We start from the raw sequence: 14210 nt of genomic DNA on the forward strand, positions 1-14210 counted from the left end.
GGCAGATATCGTTTGATTTTATTTTTCCAGATTCTTCCACTTGAAGTTTGGAATCACATCAGACCACTTTTCAATTCCGATAATAGACTTGGCAAACTCTGAGGTTTCCAGAGTCGAATTTTTCTTGTCAATATCCCGGAATACCTGCCAGATCTTCTTGCGTTTCGTTGCTACGATCTTATCCGGCTGATTCATATCGCACTCCCACAGGCCGAACTTCAGTCCCTGCTTTGCCTCGCTGGGAGCATCCACCTGGCGGCTTACCGTATATGCGTCAATATATGGATTACTGTCTACAAGGTAGTAGGAGTACGCATAGGCAGCTGCCTGGATCTCAGGAATATCGCCTCTGGTGGGACTATAGGAGGTAAAGCCCTGCTCGGTCAGAATAATATGACGCACATTTCCCGAAGGAGCCTTCAGTGCCTCCTGGTTAAAGTAATTGGTAAGTACGTTCAGATTGGCAAAATTTATAACTGGTGAGTTAAAATCATTTGTAAAGAGCCCGGTAGCTTTGGGATCATCCCAGAATTCCGGCTCAATCATGGGACAGGGATACGGATGATAGGCCAGTCCCCAGTCCATCTGCCCCTGAACATTAGCAATGGAATTGAAGCTGTCTACGATCTCCTTGCCGCCGTATTTCAGCTTTCCGTCAATCTCATTCATCCAGTTGTAATCCAGTGAGAAATACACCCGGTCATTGGCATTGGTACTCTTGATGGCCGTGTAGAAAATACGGAACGCCTGCTGGTATACTTTTACATAATTTGTAAGATCCATAGAGCCCATATAGTTCCACTGCTGATTATTGATCTCATTTCCAATGATCCAGTTGGAAACCTTTCCATGGTTGGAATCTTTTCCGCTGTAGTGGTCAGCCAAAAAGGCCGCAATGGCTCTGGTCTGCTCAAAACCGGCTTCGTTTGCCCCGTTGAACATATAATAAAAGGCATTGGAAGACTTCTTCGTACCCGGATAGATCAGATCCGGACGGTTGGGGTTCCAGTCATTTAAAATGATCACCGTGACGGTCATTCCCTTATTGGAAAGAGCGCTGATGGTCCTGTCATAATCATCCATGATGGCCTTGTTAAAATGATAGATCTTGCCGTCATATTCATATTCAATGCCTGTACCCATGATCTGTGAAAACGCAATATTGGTGGTTACATGCTTTACGCCCAGGTCAAAGGCATCCTCCAGCATATCAATTTCGATGTTCAGTCCCTTTTTAGTCAGAGGATCCTTGAATGCTTCCGTATTTTTGGCCACTGCCTCAGGATTGGTAATGTAATGAGGCTCGCTGATGGCTTTATACTCTGTGCCGTCATAAGCAGCTAGTACAAATTTGCTGTACAGGCGGTCTGCTGTGCTTCCGAAATTTAACGGCACCTGAGCAGAGGATGATATAAGGGCGTCTGCCGAAGCAATATAATCGGTTCTTCCATCCAGACTGTTCTCATAGGTCTGCTGTTCAAATATATAGACCTTTCCATCGGTGCCGGCTGTATCGCCGCTGGTGGAAAAGGCGATTTCCACATTCTGCTTGTCTGCCGTCACCTTACAGGAACGGATCTGGCCTGTGAGCGCAATATCCTCTTTTGCTGCCTCCTGTGCAGCTTCACCTGAAGCCTGTGTTTCCTCCGCGGATACAGACCTGGAAAAAGCACCCAGGCTTACTGCTGTCACTCCAAAAAACAGCGCGGCTGCCAGAGCCATGCCTCTGCTTCTTTTAAACAGTTTATGCTTCATTTTGAGATTACCTCCAGAATTGATGTGTGTACTTACGGATGACCCGTTTTGATGTCAACCTCTATGATACATAATCTATCTTACAAATTCAATTACGATTTTATTACATTATCTTAAGTCTTACTTGTATACCTTCTTTAAAGTAAATCCCCGCCCCTGAACCTCATTGATCTGATTGATGATCATAAACGCTTCCGGATCCTCATCCAGCACCAGCTGGTTCAGCCTTGGCAGATCCCGCTTGGAAATCACAGCCAGCACCATATCCTGTTCCCGGTGAAGGTAACCGGTTTCCATGTGGAGAAGGCTGGTTCCGCAGTCCAGCCGCTGGCTGATCAGGGCATTAATCTGTTCATGGCGTCGGCTTACTATCTTCACCTGCATCTTTGTCATGCCGGCCATGAGAACCTTATCCAGCACCAGGGTATAAGTCACGATCAGAAGAATGCCGTAAAGCACTGCCTCTGCGGATGAAGTAATGAGCTGCATTGCCAGGATCACGCAGTCCAGTACATAAAGAGACAGGGATACATTGATGCCGCACTTCTTGCGCAGGATCAGACAGGGGATGTCCACACCTCCGGTAGAAGCGCCTGCCTTTATGACGATCCCGATTCCCGCTCCAATGAGAATACCGGCATAAATTACGGCTACCAGCCGTTCTTCCATGTAAAAGCCATGTATTCCCGTGCGCTCCATTACTGCCAGGGCAGCGGGATAAAACACGGTGCTTAAGGCCGTGGTAAGGGCAAATTCCTTTCCTAACTGCCACAGCCCCAGACCAAAGACCGCAATATTAAAAATACTTACAAAAAGGCTCACAGGGATTCCCCAGAGCCGGTTAAAAAACAGGCCCATGCCCGTAGTACCTCCGGTTACAAGCCCATTCGGCATGATAAACAACACTACGGCCATGGCATAAATCGCATTTCCAAATAAAATGGCTCCCACCCGTGCGGTCATACGAAGCCATTTTTGTCTGTCATTCTTCTGTTCCATTACAAGATTCTCCCTTATTTTATTTCCTATCACCGAGGGTATCATTTTTCATGGGAGCTGTCAAGAAACTTGCACTTGACAATCTCCTTCCTGCGTTTATAATACATTTAGAACTTTTGTATCTGTTTCCTTTTTCGGATGCTGAGCCGGTGTGAGGGGGAGCGCCCTGATGCTGCGTACAAAAGGATAGCGATGGGAGTCCGTGTTTCGGATTGAGAGGATGCAATCGAGCATCGACCGCAGAGCGCATATTCTGCGCCCTATTACAGCTGTCTGGAAGTTGCCGTCGCTATGCCTGTATTCCGGGAACATAGACTTGACGCACGCAGGTGCGTTTTTTTGTACCCTGAAATGCTCCCTGCCGGCATTTCCCGCAGCAGAAAAGAGGAAGGAATCTATGAACAAAAACAAACACGCTGCAAAACTGGTCTTTCTTGCCATGATGACAGCCCTGGGAGTGGTCATTTCCCCCATTCTCCGGGTAGAGGGAATGTGTCCCATGGCACATTTTATCAATGTCACCTGTGCGGTCATGCTTGGCCCCTGGTATGCCTTTGTGTGCGCCCTTGCCATTGGCATCATCCGCATGACCTGTATGGGGATCCCGCCTTTAGCACTCACAGGAGCTATATTCGGAGCCTTTTTATCCGGTATGCTCTACCGAATGTCCCGTGGCAGGCTGGTATGGGCCTTTGCAGGGGAGGTCATCGGCACAGGCATCATCGGAGCCATACTCTCCTATCCTGTCATGACCTTTGTCTGGGGAAAAACCGGCCTTACCTGGTTCTTTTATGTGCCTTCCTTCATTGCAGGCACGCTCATTGGAGGAACCATTGCATTTCTGTTTTTAAAGCATCTGCAGAAAGCCAGACTCTTATCCATGTTCCAGGAAACTCTGGGTTCCCGGACGTATGATTCCGGAGAGGACGTGGTAAATGATGCGCTGGGAATCGCATTTTCAGGCTTTATCGGCTATCTGGCTGTGACGGTAGCTGTCCATCAGCTTGTACCTCAGGGCGGTTCTGTGATAAACAGTCTCCGCTATATAGTTCTGGTCGGCTTTCTGGCAGCCGCCCTGATATACTGGAGCATCAAACGGCCCAAAGCAGCCTGAAACGCGCATTTTCCCATTTCCATACTTACATCAAAGGAGGATCTCATCATGAATCCTATCTCCCTCTTGCATAAAGAAGCACCTTTAATCCACTGCATCACCCACCCCATTGTAGTCAATGACTGTGCAAATGCAGTTCTGGCTCTGGGCGCACGTCCTATCATGGCGGAGCATCCCAAAGAAGCAGCCTCGATTGCCCAAATAGCCCGTTCCCTTACTGTCAGCCTGGGAAATATCACCGATGCCAGGGCCGAATCCATTTTTCTGGCAGGAAATGTGCGTCCGGCTGTCATAGATCTGGTAGGCATCACCTGCAGTGATTTCCGTATGAAGCTTGCCAGACGGTTTCTGGAAGAATGCCGTCCCGCTGTGATCAAGGGAAATGTTTCCGAGATACGCGCCATTGCCGGCGCAGGCTTCCACAACCAGGGGATCGACGTAAGCCGGGAAGACGCTGTCACTAAGGATGACCCAATGGCACAGTTTCGTCTGGCCAGGCTGATGAAAGAGATTTCAGACCGCACACAGGCCGTCGTAGCTGCCAGCGGTGAGGTGGATATTATTGTATCTCCTCAGGATGATAAAGCCTATTTTCTTGAAAACGGTTCTCCATCCATGGCCCGCATCACGGGAACCGGCTGTATGCTTACCTGCATTATGGGAACCTTTATGGCAGTAGTATCCCCCCTTGAGGCAGCGGTCTGCGGAGCTGCTGTCCTGGGAATTGCCGGAGAACGGGCCGATGCTTCAAAGGGACTTGGAACATATCACATAAGCCTGTTGGATCAGCTTTCCCTGATGACAGATGAAACGCTGAAATCCGAAATCCGTCTGCATTCTGTTGATCTTTCTTCTACAGCTTCATAAAACCGGACATCATACATCCGCCTGCCGCTCCTGTACTCAGGATCTCCGGCAGGCGTTCTTCATTTACTCCGCCAATGGCATAAACAGGAACACTGCTTTCCATACAAACCTGGCTTAAGAAATCCAGTCCTCTCCCCGGAAGCCCTTTCTTACAATCTGTCTCATAGATATTGCCTGCAAACAGATAATCTGCGCCCAGCCGGACAGCCTCTTTTACCTCTTCCAACGAGTGAATGGATGTTCCCACACACTCTGCATCCAGCGGTCTCCCTTCCCTTCTCAATATACTCATCGGAAGATGAAGCTTCCTCATGCCCAGCTGTGCGGCTGCTGCAGGAGCTGTGTTCAAAATCAGCATCCGATCCTGTTCCCGGCAGATCTGATCCACTTCCTCTGCCAGCTTCCTGTAAATCTCAGGGCTTAAGTCCTTTTCCCTGAGCACTACTGCTCTGGGTTTGACACTTACAATCTTCCGAATCTGATCCAGATAGCTCTCCCAGAGTCCCGTTCCCGGTTCAAAACAGCCATCTTCTGTCTGATCCGCCCCCTCCGGCACTCTGCAGAGCCTGTGATTGGTTACTGCTACCATACGTTCATACATAAGCTGCATTTCCCTTTCTGTATTATAAAAAGCCCCCGGAAACTCCGGGGGCCAACTCGTTTGGGCACAATATCCATTCAGATATATCATTTATCACGTTCGTACGGCCTGATGGCCTGTAACGATTTAATTACTCTACGATAGATACAACTCTACCGGAACCTACTGTACGTCCACCCTCACGGATAGCGAAACGCAGACCCTGCTCCATAGCTACTGGATGAATCAGCTCTACGGACATCTCTACGTTATCACCAGGCATACACATCTCTGTACCTGCTGGCAGCTCGCAAACGCCGGTAACGTCAGTTGTTCTGAAGTAGAACTGTGGACGGTAGTTGTTGAAGAAAGGTGTATGACGGCCACCCTCGTCCTTGGTCAGAACGTAAACCTGAGCGGTAAACTTGTTGTGGCACTTTACAGAACCTGGCTTGCACAGACACTGTCCACGCTCGATCTCTGTTCTCTGAACACCACGCAGCAGAGCACCGATGTTATCACCAGCCTCAGCGCTGTCAAGAAGCTTACGGAACATCTCGATACCAGTTACAACGGTCTTACGAACGTCCTCATGGATACCGATGATCTCAACTTCGTCGTTCAGGTTCAGAGTACCACGCTCTACTCTACCAGTAGCAACAGTACCACGGCCAGTAATGGTGAATACGTCCTCTACAGGCATAAGGAATGGCTTCTCTGTCTCACGTACAGGATCTGGAATGTAGCTGTCAACAGCGTCCATCAGCTCCATAACCTTGTCGCCCCATGGGCCCATTGGATCCTCAAGAGCCTTCAGAGCAGAACCCTGGATGATAGGTGTATCATCACCTGGGAACTCGTACTCATTTAACAGCTCACGGATCTCCATGTCAACCAGCTCAAGCAGCTCAGCGTCGTCTACCATATCGCACTTGTTCATGAATACTACGATATAAGGAACGCCTACCTGACGGGACAGAAGGATGTGCTCTCTTGTCTGAGCCATAACACCATCAGTTGCAGCTACAACCAGGATAGCGCCGTCCATCTGAGCAGCACCAGTGATCATGTTCTTAACGTAGTCAGCATGTCCTGGGCAGTCAACGTGTGCATAGTGTCTCTTCTCTGTCTGATACTCAACGTGAGAAGTAGAGATGGTGATACCACGCTCTCTCTCCTCTGGAGCCTTATCGATGTTCTCGAAATCTACCTTTGCGTTGCCTGCAACTCTCTCTGAAAGAACCTTTGTGATAGCTGCGGTCAGAGTAGTTTTGCCGTGGTCAACGTGTCCAATGGTACCGATGTTACAATGTGGTTTAGTTCTGTCAAACTTAGCTTTAGCCATTTTATAACGTCCTCCTTAATTTGCGCCCCTTTTAGGGCTGATATAGTTAGTCAGGCTATCAATCATTATATTCTATTTTACTTTGATTTACAAGCCTTTTTTACTTTTTGTGGTCAGCAAGAACCTTCTCCTGAACGTTCTTTGGAACTGGCTCATACTTCTCGAAGAACATGGAGTAGTTGCCGCGTCCCTGTGTTCTGGAACGAAGGTCTGTAGAGTAGCCGAACATCTCAGACAGCGGAACGTAAGCCTTAACCATCTTACCGCCGCCAATGTCCTCCATACCCTCGATACGTCCACGGCGTGAATTGATATCACCGATAACATCACCCATGTACTCCTCAGGCATGGTAACCTCTACCTTCATGATCGGCTCAAGCAGGATTGGATTACCCTTCTGCATAGCATCCTTGAATGCCATGGAACCTGCGATGTGGAATGCCATTTCAGAAGAGTCAACCTCATGGTAAGAACCGTCGTATACATCTGCCCAAACGCCCAGTACAGGGAATCCGCCCAGAACACCAGTCTTAGCTGCTTCCTCAATACCTGCGCCGACTGCCGGGATGTACTCCTTAGGAATAGCACCGCCAACAACGGATGAAGTAAACTTGAAGGTCTCTTCTGCGTTTGCTTCCATTGGTGTGAAGTGAACCTTACAGTGACCGTACTGTCCACGACCACCAGACTGCTTTGCATACTTGCTGTCAACGTCAACGGCCTTGGTAAAGGTCTCCTTGTAAGCAACCTGAGGAGCGCCTACGTTAGCCTCTACATTGAACTCACGCAGCAGACGGTCTACAATAATATCCAGATGAAGCTCGCCCATACCGGAGATAATGGTCTGGCCGGTCTCTTCGTCTGTACGAACCTTGAAAGTAGGATCTTCTTCTGCCAGCTTGACTAAAGCGTCGCCCATCTTGTCCTGGCTTGCCTTTGTCTTTGGCTCGATCGCGATATCGATAACCGGCTCCGGGAACTCCATAGACTCCAGGATAACAGGGTTCTTCTCATCACAGATGGTATCGCCTGTACCGGTTGTCTTAAAGCCTACTGCTGCAGCGATATCGCCGGAGTAAACCTTATCAAGTTCATTTCTCTTATTAGCATGCATCTGAAGGATACGTCCTACACGCTCCTTCTTGCCCTTTGTAGCATTCAGTACGTAAGAACCGGAGTTCAGAGTACCGGAATATACACGGAAGAATGCAAGCTTGCCCACGAATGGGTCAGTCATAATCTTGAATGCAAGCGCTGCGAACGGCTCTTCATCAGAAGAATGACGAACAATCTCATTTCCGTCCAGGTCAACACCCTTGATCGCAGGGATGTCTAATGGAGATGGCATGAATTCGATAATAGCATCCAGAAGCTTCTGAACGCCCTTGTTTCTGTAAGCGGTACCGCAGCATACAGGAACTGCTGTACACTCGCAGGTAGCCTTTCTTAATACCTTCTTCAGCTCATCATTGGAAGGCTCCTCGCCCTCAAGATACATCATCATCAGGTCATCGTCCAGCTCGCAGATTTTCTCTACCAGCTCGGTACGGTATAACTCTGCATCGTCCTGCATATCTTCAGGAATGTCAACGATAGAAATGTCATCGCCCTTATCATCATTATAGATGTAGGCCTTCATCTCAAACAGATCGACGATTCCCTTGAAATCCTCTTCCTTGCCGATTGGCAGCTGAATGCAGATAGCGTTCTTGCCCAGACGGGTCTTGATCTGCTCTACAGCGCCGTAGAAGTTTGCACCCAGGATATCCATCTTGTTGATGAATGCCATACGGGGTACATTGTAAGTGTCAGCCTGACGCCATACGTTCTCAGACTGTGGCTCAACGCCGCCCTTTGCACAGAACACACCTACAGCGCCATCCAATACACGCAGGGAACGCTCAACCTCAACAGTGAAGTCTACGTGTCCAGGTGTATCGATGATGTTGATACGGTGCTCTAATGCGCCTGGCTTCGGCTTGCAGTTTTCCTGCAGAGTCCAGTGGCAGGTTGTAGCAGCGGAAGTAATGGTAATACCTCTTTCCTGCTCCTGAGCCATCCAGTCCATGGTAGCAGTACCTTCGTGAGTATCACCGATCTTATAATTTACACCAGTGTAATACAGAATACGCTCGGTTGTGGTAGTCTTACCAGCATCGATATGAGCCATGATTCCGATATTTCTGGTTCTTTCCAACGGATATTCTCTTCCAGCCAAGGGATTTTCCTCCTTAATTTAACGAAAAAAAGCCGGTCTGCAATTAGAAACGGTAGTGAGCAAACGCCTTGTTTGCCTCTGCCATCTTGTGCATATCCTCTTTCTTCTTTACAGATGCGCCGGTGTTGTTGGCTGCGTCCATAATCTCATTTGCCAGTCTCTCTTCCTGAGTCTTCTCGCCTCTCTTACGGGAGTACAGAGTGATCCAGCGCAGAGCCAGAGCCTGTCTTCTCTCAGGCTTAACCTCGATGGGCACCTGATAGGTAGCGCCGCCGATACGCTTTGCCTTAACCTCAAGTACAGGCATAATGTTGTTCATTGCTTCTTCAAATACTTCGATTGCATCCTTACCGGTGCTTTCAGCTACACGATTGAATGCGCCGTATACGATTTTCTGTGCAACACCCTTCTTGCCGTCTAACATGATATTGTTGATCAGCTTTGTCACAACCTTATTGTTGTAGATCGGGTCTGCCAGAACGTCTCTTTTCTGAGTATGTCCTTTACGTGGCACGTTACTTCCCTCCTTAATATGCTGCCTTTTATCTGAAATGATACAGGCAGTTTCCATTAACTCAACGGTACTCACATGTTTCCATAAAATGTGTTCGTGCTCGGTCTATATATTTCCTGCAACCACAGGTACAATATCACGGATCCGGCACTAACAAATGCGGAAATATCTTCCGCCGTCACTTTACTGCTGTTAGTGGTACTAATCTGGTTTGTTCCAAACTGCTTTGAAATTACTTCTTGTCTTTCGGTCTCTTAGCGCCGTACTTGGAACGAGCCTGCTTTCTGTTTGCTACGCCTGCTGTATCCAGTGTACCTCTAACGATGTGGTATCTGGTACCTGGCAGGTCCTTAACTCTTCCTCCACGGATCAGAACAACGCTGTGCTCCTGAAGGTTGTGTCCCTCTCCTGGGATGTAGCTTGTTACTTCGATACCATTGGAAAGACGTACTCTGGCGATCTTTCTAAGTGCAGAGTTAGGCTTCTTAGGGGTAGCAGTCTTAACAGCGGTACATACGCCGCGCTTCTGTGGTGCAGATACGTCTGTTGCCTTCTTCTGTAAAGAGTTGTAACCCTTCTGCAGAGCTGGTGCAGTAGACTTCTTTGCGCTGCTCTGTCTTCCCTTTCTAACTAACTGGTTAAATGTTGGCATCCTTTTCACCTCCTGTGATATTGACTGTTGGTTGCTGTGTCTTTCAGCTTTTGTGCACCAAAACATAAGTGTTTTGAACACACTTTTTCATTATAGCATAAGGCGTAAATCTGTCAAGTATTTTTTGAGGGTGCTCTTTTACATTTTTCTATAAAACATTTACGCAATTTTTATTGCATCATCTGGTATTTTCATGGATAATCAAATATACGCAGCCCCTGCCCCGTTTTTCATTTCTTTGTCTGCGTATTCTATCTTTGGGAGGATTACTATGAAATTCGAGGAACATAAAATCGTTCAGCAGGTCATGCGCTCCAGGCAGGATCCTGAGGCAGCGGATCAGCTGATCCGATCCTATATGCCATTTATCAAAGCAGAAACCGCACGCTTTATCCACCGTCCTCCGGTTGAGGGACGGGATGATGAGCTGTCTGTGGCCATGTTTGCTTTTTATGAAACAATGACGGTTTATAATCCGGACAGAGGTCCTTTTCTGCCTCTTGCAGCAGCCGGAATCCGAAACCGCCTGATCGACTATTTCCGGAAGGAGCAAAAGCACAGTGGGCAGCTCTCCTTAGACCAGCCTGCGGAGGAGGACGGCTGCACTCTTTTGGAAAAGACCGATCCGGGAGTTGATGATATTTCCGATTATCAGGATCTGGCTGCCGCTCAGTCGGAAATCGAAACATTTTCCGCAGAGCTTGCAGGTTTTGGACTTTCGCTCACTGATGTGGCAGACAGCTGCCCCCGCCAGGAGCGCACCCTGGACGCCTGCATGAAGGTTCTGGATTACGCCAAAAAGCATCCGGAGCTTCTGGAACAGATGATCCGCAGCCGTAAACTCCCCTTAAGCCAGCTGGCTCTGGGCTCAGGGGCAGAAAAAAAGACGCTGGAACGTCACCGGAAATATCTCATTGCCATTCTTCTTGCTTTTACAAACGGATTTGAAATCATACGCGGTCATCTCTCACAGATGAAAAAAGGAGGCGCAGCAGAATGAAATATCTGATCATGGAATGTCATATGGCTTATGCAGTGGTGCTGGATGAGGACGGGCGTTTCCTGAAGGCCGCCAATATGGATTATGAGGTAGGACAGACGGTAGATACCATTATGGAAATCGTAGAACCCGGAGCCGCCTTTTCGGAAGCGGACTGCCAGTCTGATTCTTTTTACGATACAGTATTTGAGGAAGCGGTGGAAGTACAGCCTGCCGTCCGAAGGACCAGCCGCCTTTCCCGCTGGTTAAAGTCTGCTCTTCCCGCAGCCGCAGCCCTTTGCCTTCTGCTGTCTGGAGGCCACTATTTTATTATGAGCCCTTACGGAACAGTACGGCTGTCCATCAACCCGGAAGTAGAGCTGTCTGTAAACCGGCTGGATTATGTGCTTTCATTATCCGGCATCAACCGGGATGGAGAGGACTTGATCCGGGGATATGACTATAAAAGGAAGAAAGTCGAAGAAGCTGCGGCAGATCTGGCCGAGCGGGCCATAGATATGGACTATCTGGCTCCAGGCGGGACGATCTATGTAGGCGTTTCCTCTGCTCATGAGGACTGGGCGGATGAGATGAAAAGGGATCTCACCTGGGAGCTTGACGGTCGCCTTGGATCGGATATCCATATAAGTGCTGATCCCAAACCTGATGAGAGTCCGGAATCTGGTACGGCGCGTGAAGCCGAAACCGCATTTCCTGCTGCTCCCCCCGTTTCCGAAACAGTGCCTGCCGCTGTGCAGACTGCCCCGGCGGCACATCAAACTGTCCCGACAGCCCACCCGAATGATAATTGGAATGAGGATTCAGATGAACAGCGGGATGAGGATTGGGATGATACCACCAATCATGGCTCAGACGATAATCAGGAGGACGACTGGGATGACGCAGCAGATGATGACAGCAATGATTAAAATCGACCTGATATCAGGGACATATTAAACTTTTAAAAAAATTATATTTTTTTCATTTCGACCCCGTTTTTTTCAAATGCACTCCGTATTCTGTCTATGTAAAGAAAAAACAATCCAAGCACAGGTGATAGATCAAGGAGGAAACTATAATGAGAAAGATGAACCTAAAAAAATCTATGATGGCAGCAGTTGTTGCAGCAATGGCACTTGTAACTGTAATCGGCAGCACGATTACCGCATCAGCATCCCCCAGAACTGCCAAAAAGATAATCGGCATTGAGCAGGCAAAGGAAGCCTCTTTAAAGGCTATGAAAATTAAAGAAGCGGATGCTGTGTTCACAGAACAGGAATGCGAACTGGACGATGGCGTATATGAGCTGGAATTCACTGCCGGAAAGTTTGAGTATGATGTGGAAGTAAACGCTTATACCGGTAAAGTGATCAAGGCTGATTACGAAAACAACCGTGACTGGGATGATCTGCGGGATGACCGTTGGGATGACGACCGCGATAACAGCTGGGATGATGACGACCGCTGGGATGACGACAGATTCGACGATGATGATGACCACTGGGACGACTAATCCGTTCTCTGTAAGACAGTGACCATCCCCGGCTCAAAGCCGCATGGCAAATGCTGACGCAGAAGCCTGCGGCTTTTTTCATGTGTTCCCACTTTCTTAAATTTTTTCTGTTTCTATGAAACTTTTATATGCTTCCGTTCGTCTAATTTATATTATATGAGGTGCAGAAGCCATTTGCATCCTAAACTTAAATATGATTTAGACAGGATGGACTACTAATGATATTTTCCAGCTTTGACTTTTTATTTCGTTTTCTTCCTTTATTTCTGATTCTTTATTTCATATGTCCGGAGAAATGGCGGAATCAGTGCCTTTTTGCCGGAAGCCTGATCTTCTATTTTTATGGAGCCAGACACTCCCCTCTTTATTTTGTCCTGTTTCTCCTTTCAATACCTGTAAACTTTTTCATCGGACAGCTTATTGGAAGAAAACGGGATGCAAAAGAACGCAGCTTCTGGCTGAATGCCGGGATCTTCTATAACCTATTCTGGCTGATCCTTTTTAAATACAGCACATTTATAACGGAAAACTTAAACCTGCTCCTGTCATATACAAAAACAGGTCTGCAGTTTCCCGTCGTCCGCCTGTCCCTCCCCCTTGGAATCAGCTTTTACACCTTTCAGGCCATCGCCTATCTGGCCGATGTATATAGGAAGGAAATCCGCAGTGAACATTCCCTCCTTCGCTTCTGTACCTGGTTTTCCATGTTTACCCAGGTAACCTCCGGCCCCATTACCCGTTATCAGGAAATCCGCTCTCAGCTGATCCGGCGCCGTTTTTCCATGAACCGTCTGGAAACCGGTCTTAGAGAGTTTACTATTGGCTTAAGCCTTAAGGTGCTGCTTGCCAATCAGCTCGGCAGGCTGTGGAGCCAGGTCGGAGCCATTGGATACGAAAGCATCTCCACGCCGCTTGCCTGGATGGGAATCATTGCATTCAGCCTTCAGCTTTACTTTGACTTTTACGGCTACTCCCTCATGGCCCAGGGAATCGGCTGGATCCTGGGATTTCAGATTCCCAGAAACTTTGCCTATCCCTACCAGTCTCTGACAATGGCGGAGTTCTGGCGTCGGTGGCATATAACCCTTGGAAAATGGTTCCGCGACTATGTATATATTCCTCTTGGTGGCAATCGAAAAGGCTTTGTCATTATGGTGCGCAATCTACTCACCGTGTGGCTTCTGACTGGTTTCTGGCATGGCGCTGACTGGAATTTTCTTCTCTGGGGTCTTCTGCTTTTTGCTCTGATCTCTGTTGAAAAAATGGGACTGGGACGTATCTTAAACCGTTTTCCAACCGCGGGGCACCTGTATATGGCTCTTGTGATTCCTTTAAACTGGCTGGTCTTTGCCATTTCACAGCCGCCACAGATCCTTATTTATTTACAGAGGCTCTTTCCGTTTTTCACAGCCCCCGGAACCTACACCTGGTTTGAGGGAGACTATCTGAAATACGGCCGCATCTATGGGTTGTCTCTTCTTGCAGGCCTGGTTTTTATGACCGATCTGCCAAGGCGGATCTACAGCCAGCACCGCCGCAGTTTTCTGACTGCCGTTATACTTATAGTTCTGTTCTGGCTCTGTGTTTACTGTATTAAAATGGGAATGGATGACCCGTTTTTATACTTCCGGTTCTAAGGAAAGTTCTAAGAAACAGATAGAAAGAGAAATTGTG

The 14210-nt window shown here is 48.1% G+C and carries 12 protein-coding genes and 1 pseudogene; 6 read left to right on the plus strand and 7 right to left on the minus strand.

Translation table 11 applies throughout. From position 1 onward, the window contains the following. Nucleotides 1–18: 18 nt before the first annotated feature. Nucleotides 19–1755 (minus strand): DUF5722 domain-containing protein, encoded by a 1737-nt coding sequence (locus BN3656_RS04520; RefSeq protein ID WP_066544657.1) that lies wholly within the window; start codon nucleotides 1753–1755, stop codon nucleotides 19–21. Between the two features lie 120 nt (nucleotides 1756–1875). Then, nucleotides 1876–2754, minus strand: a complete 879-nt coding sequence (locus BN3656_RS04525; RefSeq protein ID WP_066544659.1) for a YitT family protein — start codon at nucleotides 2752–2754, stop codon at nucleotides 1876–1878. A gap of 397 nt (nucleotides 2755–3151) precedes the next feature. On the opposite strand from BN3656_RS04525, the pseudogene thiW reads away from it, so the two are divergent. Further along, nucleotides 3152–3670 (plus strand): annotated as a pseudogene (gene thiW / locus BN3656_RS04530) (energy coupling factor transporter S component ThiW); the annotation flags it as partial. Nucleotides 3671–3916: 246 nt separating this feature from the next. Then, the gene (locus BN3656_RS04535; RefSeq protein WP_066544662.1) at nucleotides 3917–4735 is read left to right on the plus strand and encodes a hydroxyethylthiazole kinase; all 819 of its coding nucleotides are present in this window, start codon (nucleotides 3917–3919) and stop codon (nucleotides 4733–4735) included. Here BN3656_RS04535 and BN3656_RS04540 read toward each other — a convergent pair. The 5 genes from BN3656_RS04540 to rpsL all read right to left on the minus strand — a co-directional run bounded on the left by BN3656_RS04540 (nucleotide 4722) and on the right by rpsL (nucleotide 10044). Further along, entirely contained in the window at nucleotides 4722–5336 is a 615-nt protein-coding gene (locus tag BN3656_RS04540) for a thiamine phosphate synthase (protein ID WP_066544664.1), read from the minus strand. The genes BN3656_RS04535 and BN3656_RS04540 overlap by 14 nt on opposite strands. Nucleotides 5337–5466: 130 nt before the next feature. Beyond that, the gene (tuf, locus tag BN3656_RS04545; protein WP_066544665.1) at nucleotides 5467–6660 is read right to left on the minus strand and encodes an elongation factor Tu; all 1194 of its coding nucleotides are present in this window, start codon (nucleotides 6658–6660) and stop codon (nucleotides 5467–5469) included. Nucleotides 6661–6760: 100 nt separating this feature from the next. Then, the gene (gene fusA / locus BN3656_RS04550) at nucleotides 6761–8878 is read right to left on the minus strand and encodes an elongation factor G (RefSeq protein WP_066544667.1); all 2118 of its coding nucleotides are present in this window, start codon (nucleotides 8876–8878) and stop codon (nucleotides 6761–6763) included. 43 nt (nucleotides 8879–8921) lie between these two features. Next, nucleotides 8922–9392 carry a 30S ribosomal protein S7 gene (gene rpsG / locus BN3656_RS04555; RefSeq protein WP_176255006.1) on the minus strand — a complete coding sequence of 157 codons (471 nt, stop codon included), beginning with the start codon at nucleotides 9390–9392 and terminating at the stop codon, nucleotides 8922–8924. Between the two features lie 232 nt (nucleotides 9393–9624). Next, entirely contained in the window at nucleotides 9625–10044 is a 420-nt protein-coding gene (gene rpsL / locus BN3656_RS04560) for a 30S ribosomal protein S12 (protein ID WP_066544671.1), read from the minus strand. Nucleotides 10045–10315: 271 nt separating this feature from the next. Here rpsL and BN3656_RS04565 point away from each other — a divergent pair, with 271 nt between their 5' ends. The 4 genes from BN3656_RS04565 to BN3656_RS04580 all read left to right on the plus strand — a co-directional run bounded on the left by BN3656_RS04565 (nucleotide 10316) and on the right by BN3656_RS04580 (nucleotide 14173). Continuing rightward, complete coding sequence (locus BN3656_RS04565) at nucleotides 10316–11044, plus strand: sigma factor (RefSeq protein ID WP_066544673.1); 729 nt, start codon at nucleotides 10316–10318, stop codon at nucleotides 11042–11044. After that, on the plus strand, nucleotides 11041–11952 hold the full coding sequence (locus BN3656_RS04570) for a hypothetical protein (protein ID WP_066544675.1): 912 nt from the start codon (nucleotides 11041–11043) through the stop codon (nucleotides 11950–11952). The genes BN3656_RS04565 and BN3656_RS04570 overlap by 4 nt, the downstream gene beginning before the upstream one ends. Before the next feature lie 149 nt (nucleotides 11953–12101). Then, the gene (locus BN3656_RS04575; RefSeq protein WP_066544677.1) at nucleotides 12102–12536 is read left to right on the plus strand and encodes a PepSY domain-containing protein; all 435 of its coding nucleotides are present in this window, start codon (nucleotides 12102–12104) and stop codon (nucleotides 12534–12536) included. Nucleotides 12537–12754: 218 nt separating this feature from the next. Further along, on the plus strand, nucleotides 12755–14173 hold the full coding sequence (locus BN3656_RS04580) for an MBOAT family O-acyltransferase (RefSeq protein WP_066544678.1): 1419 nt from the start codon (nucleotides 12755–12757) through the stop codon (nucleotides 14171–14173). The last annotated feature ends 37 nt before the right edge of the window (nucleotides 14174–14210 follow it).

It is taken from the genome of Clostridium sp. AT4 (assembly GCF_001517625.2).
Taxonomy (GTDB): domain Bacteria; phylum Bacillota; class Clostridia; order Lachnospirales; family Lachnospiraceae; genus Enterocloster.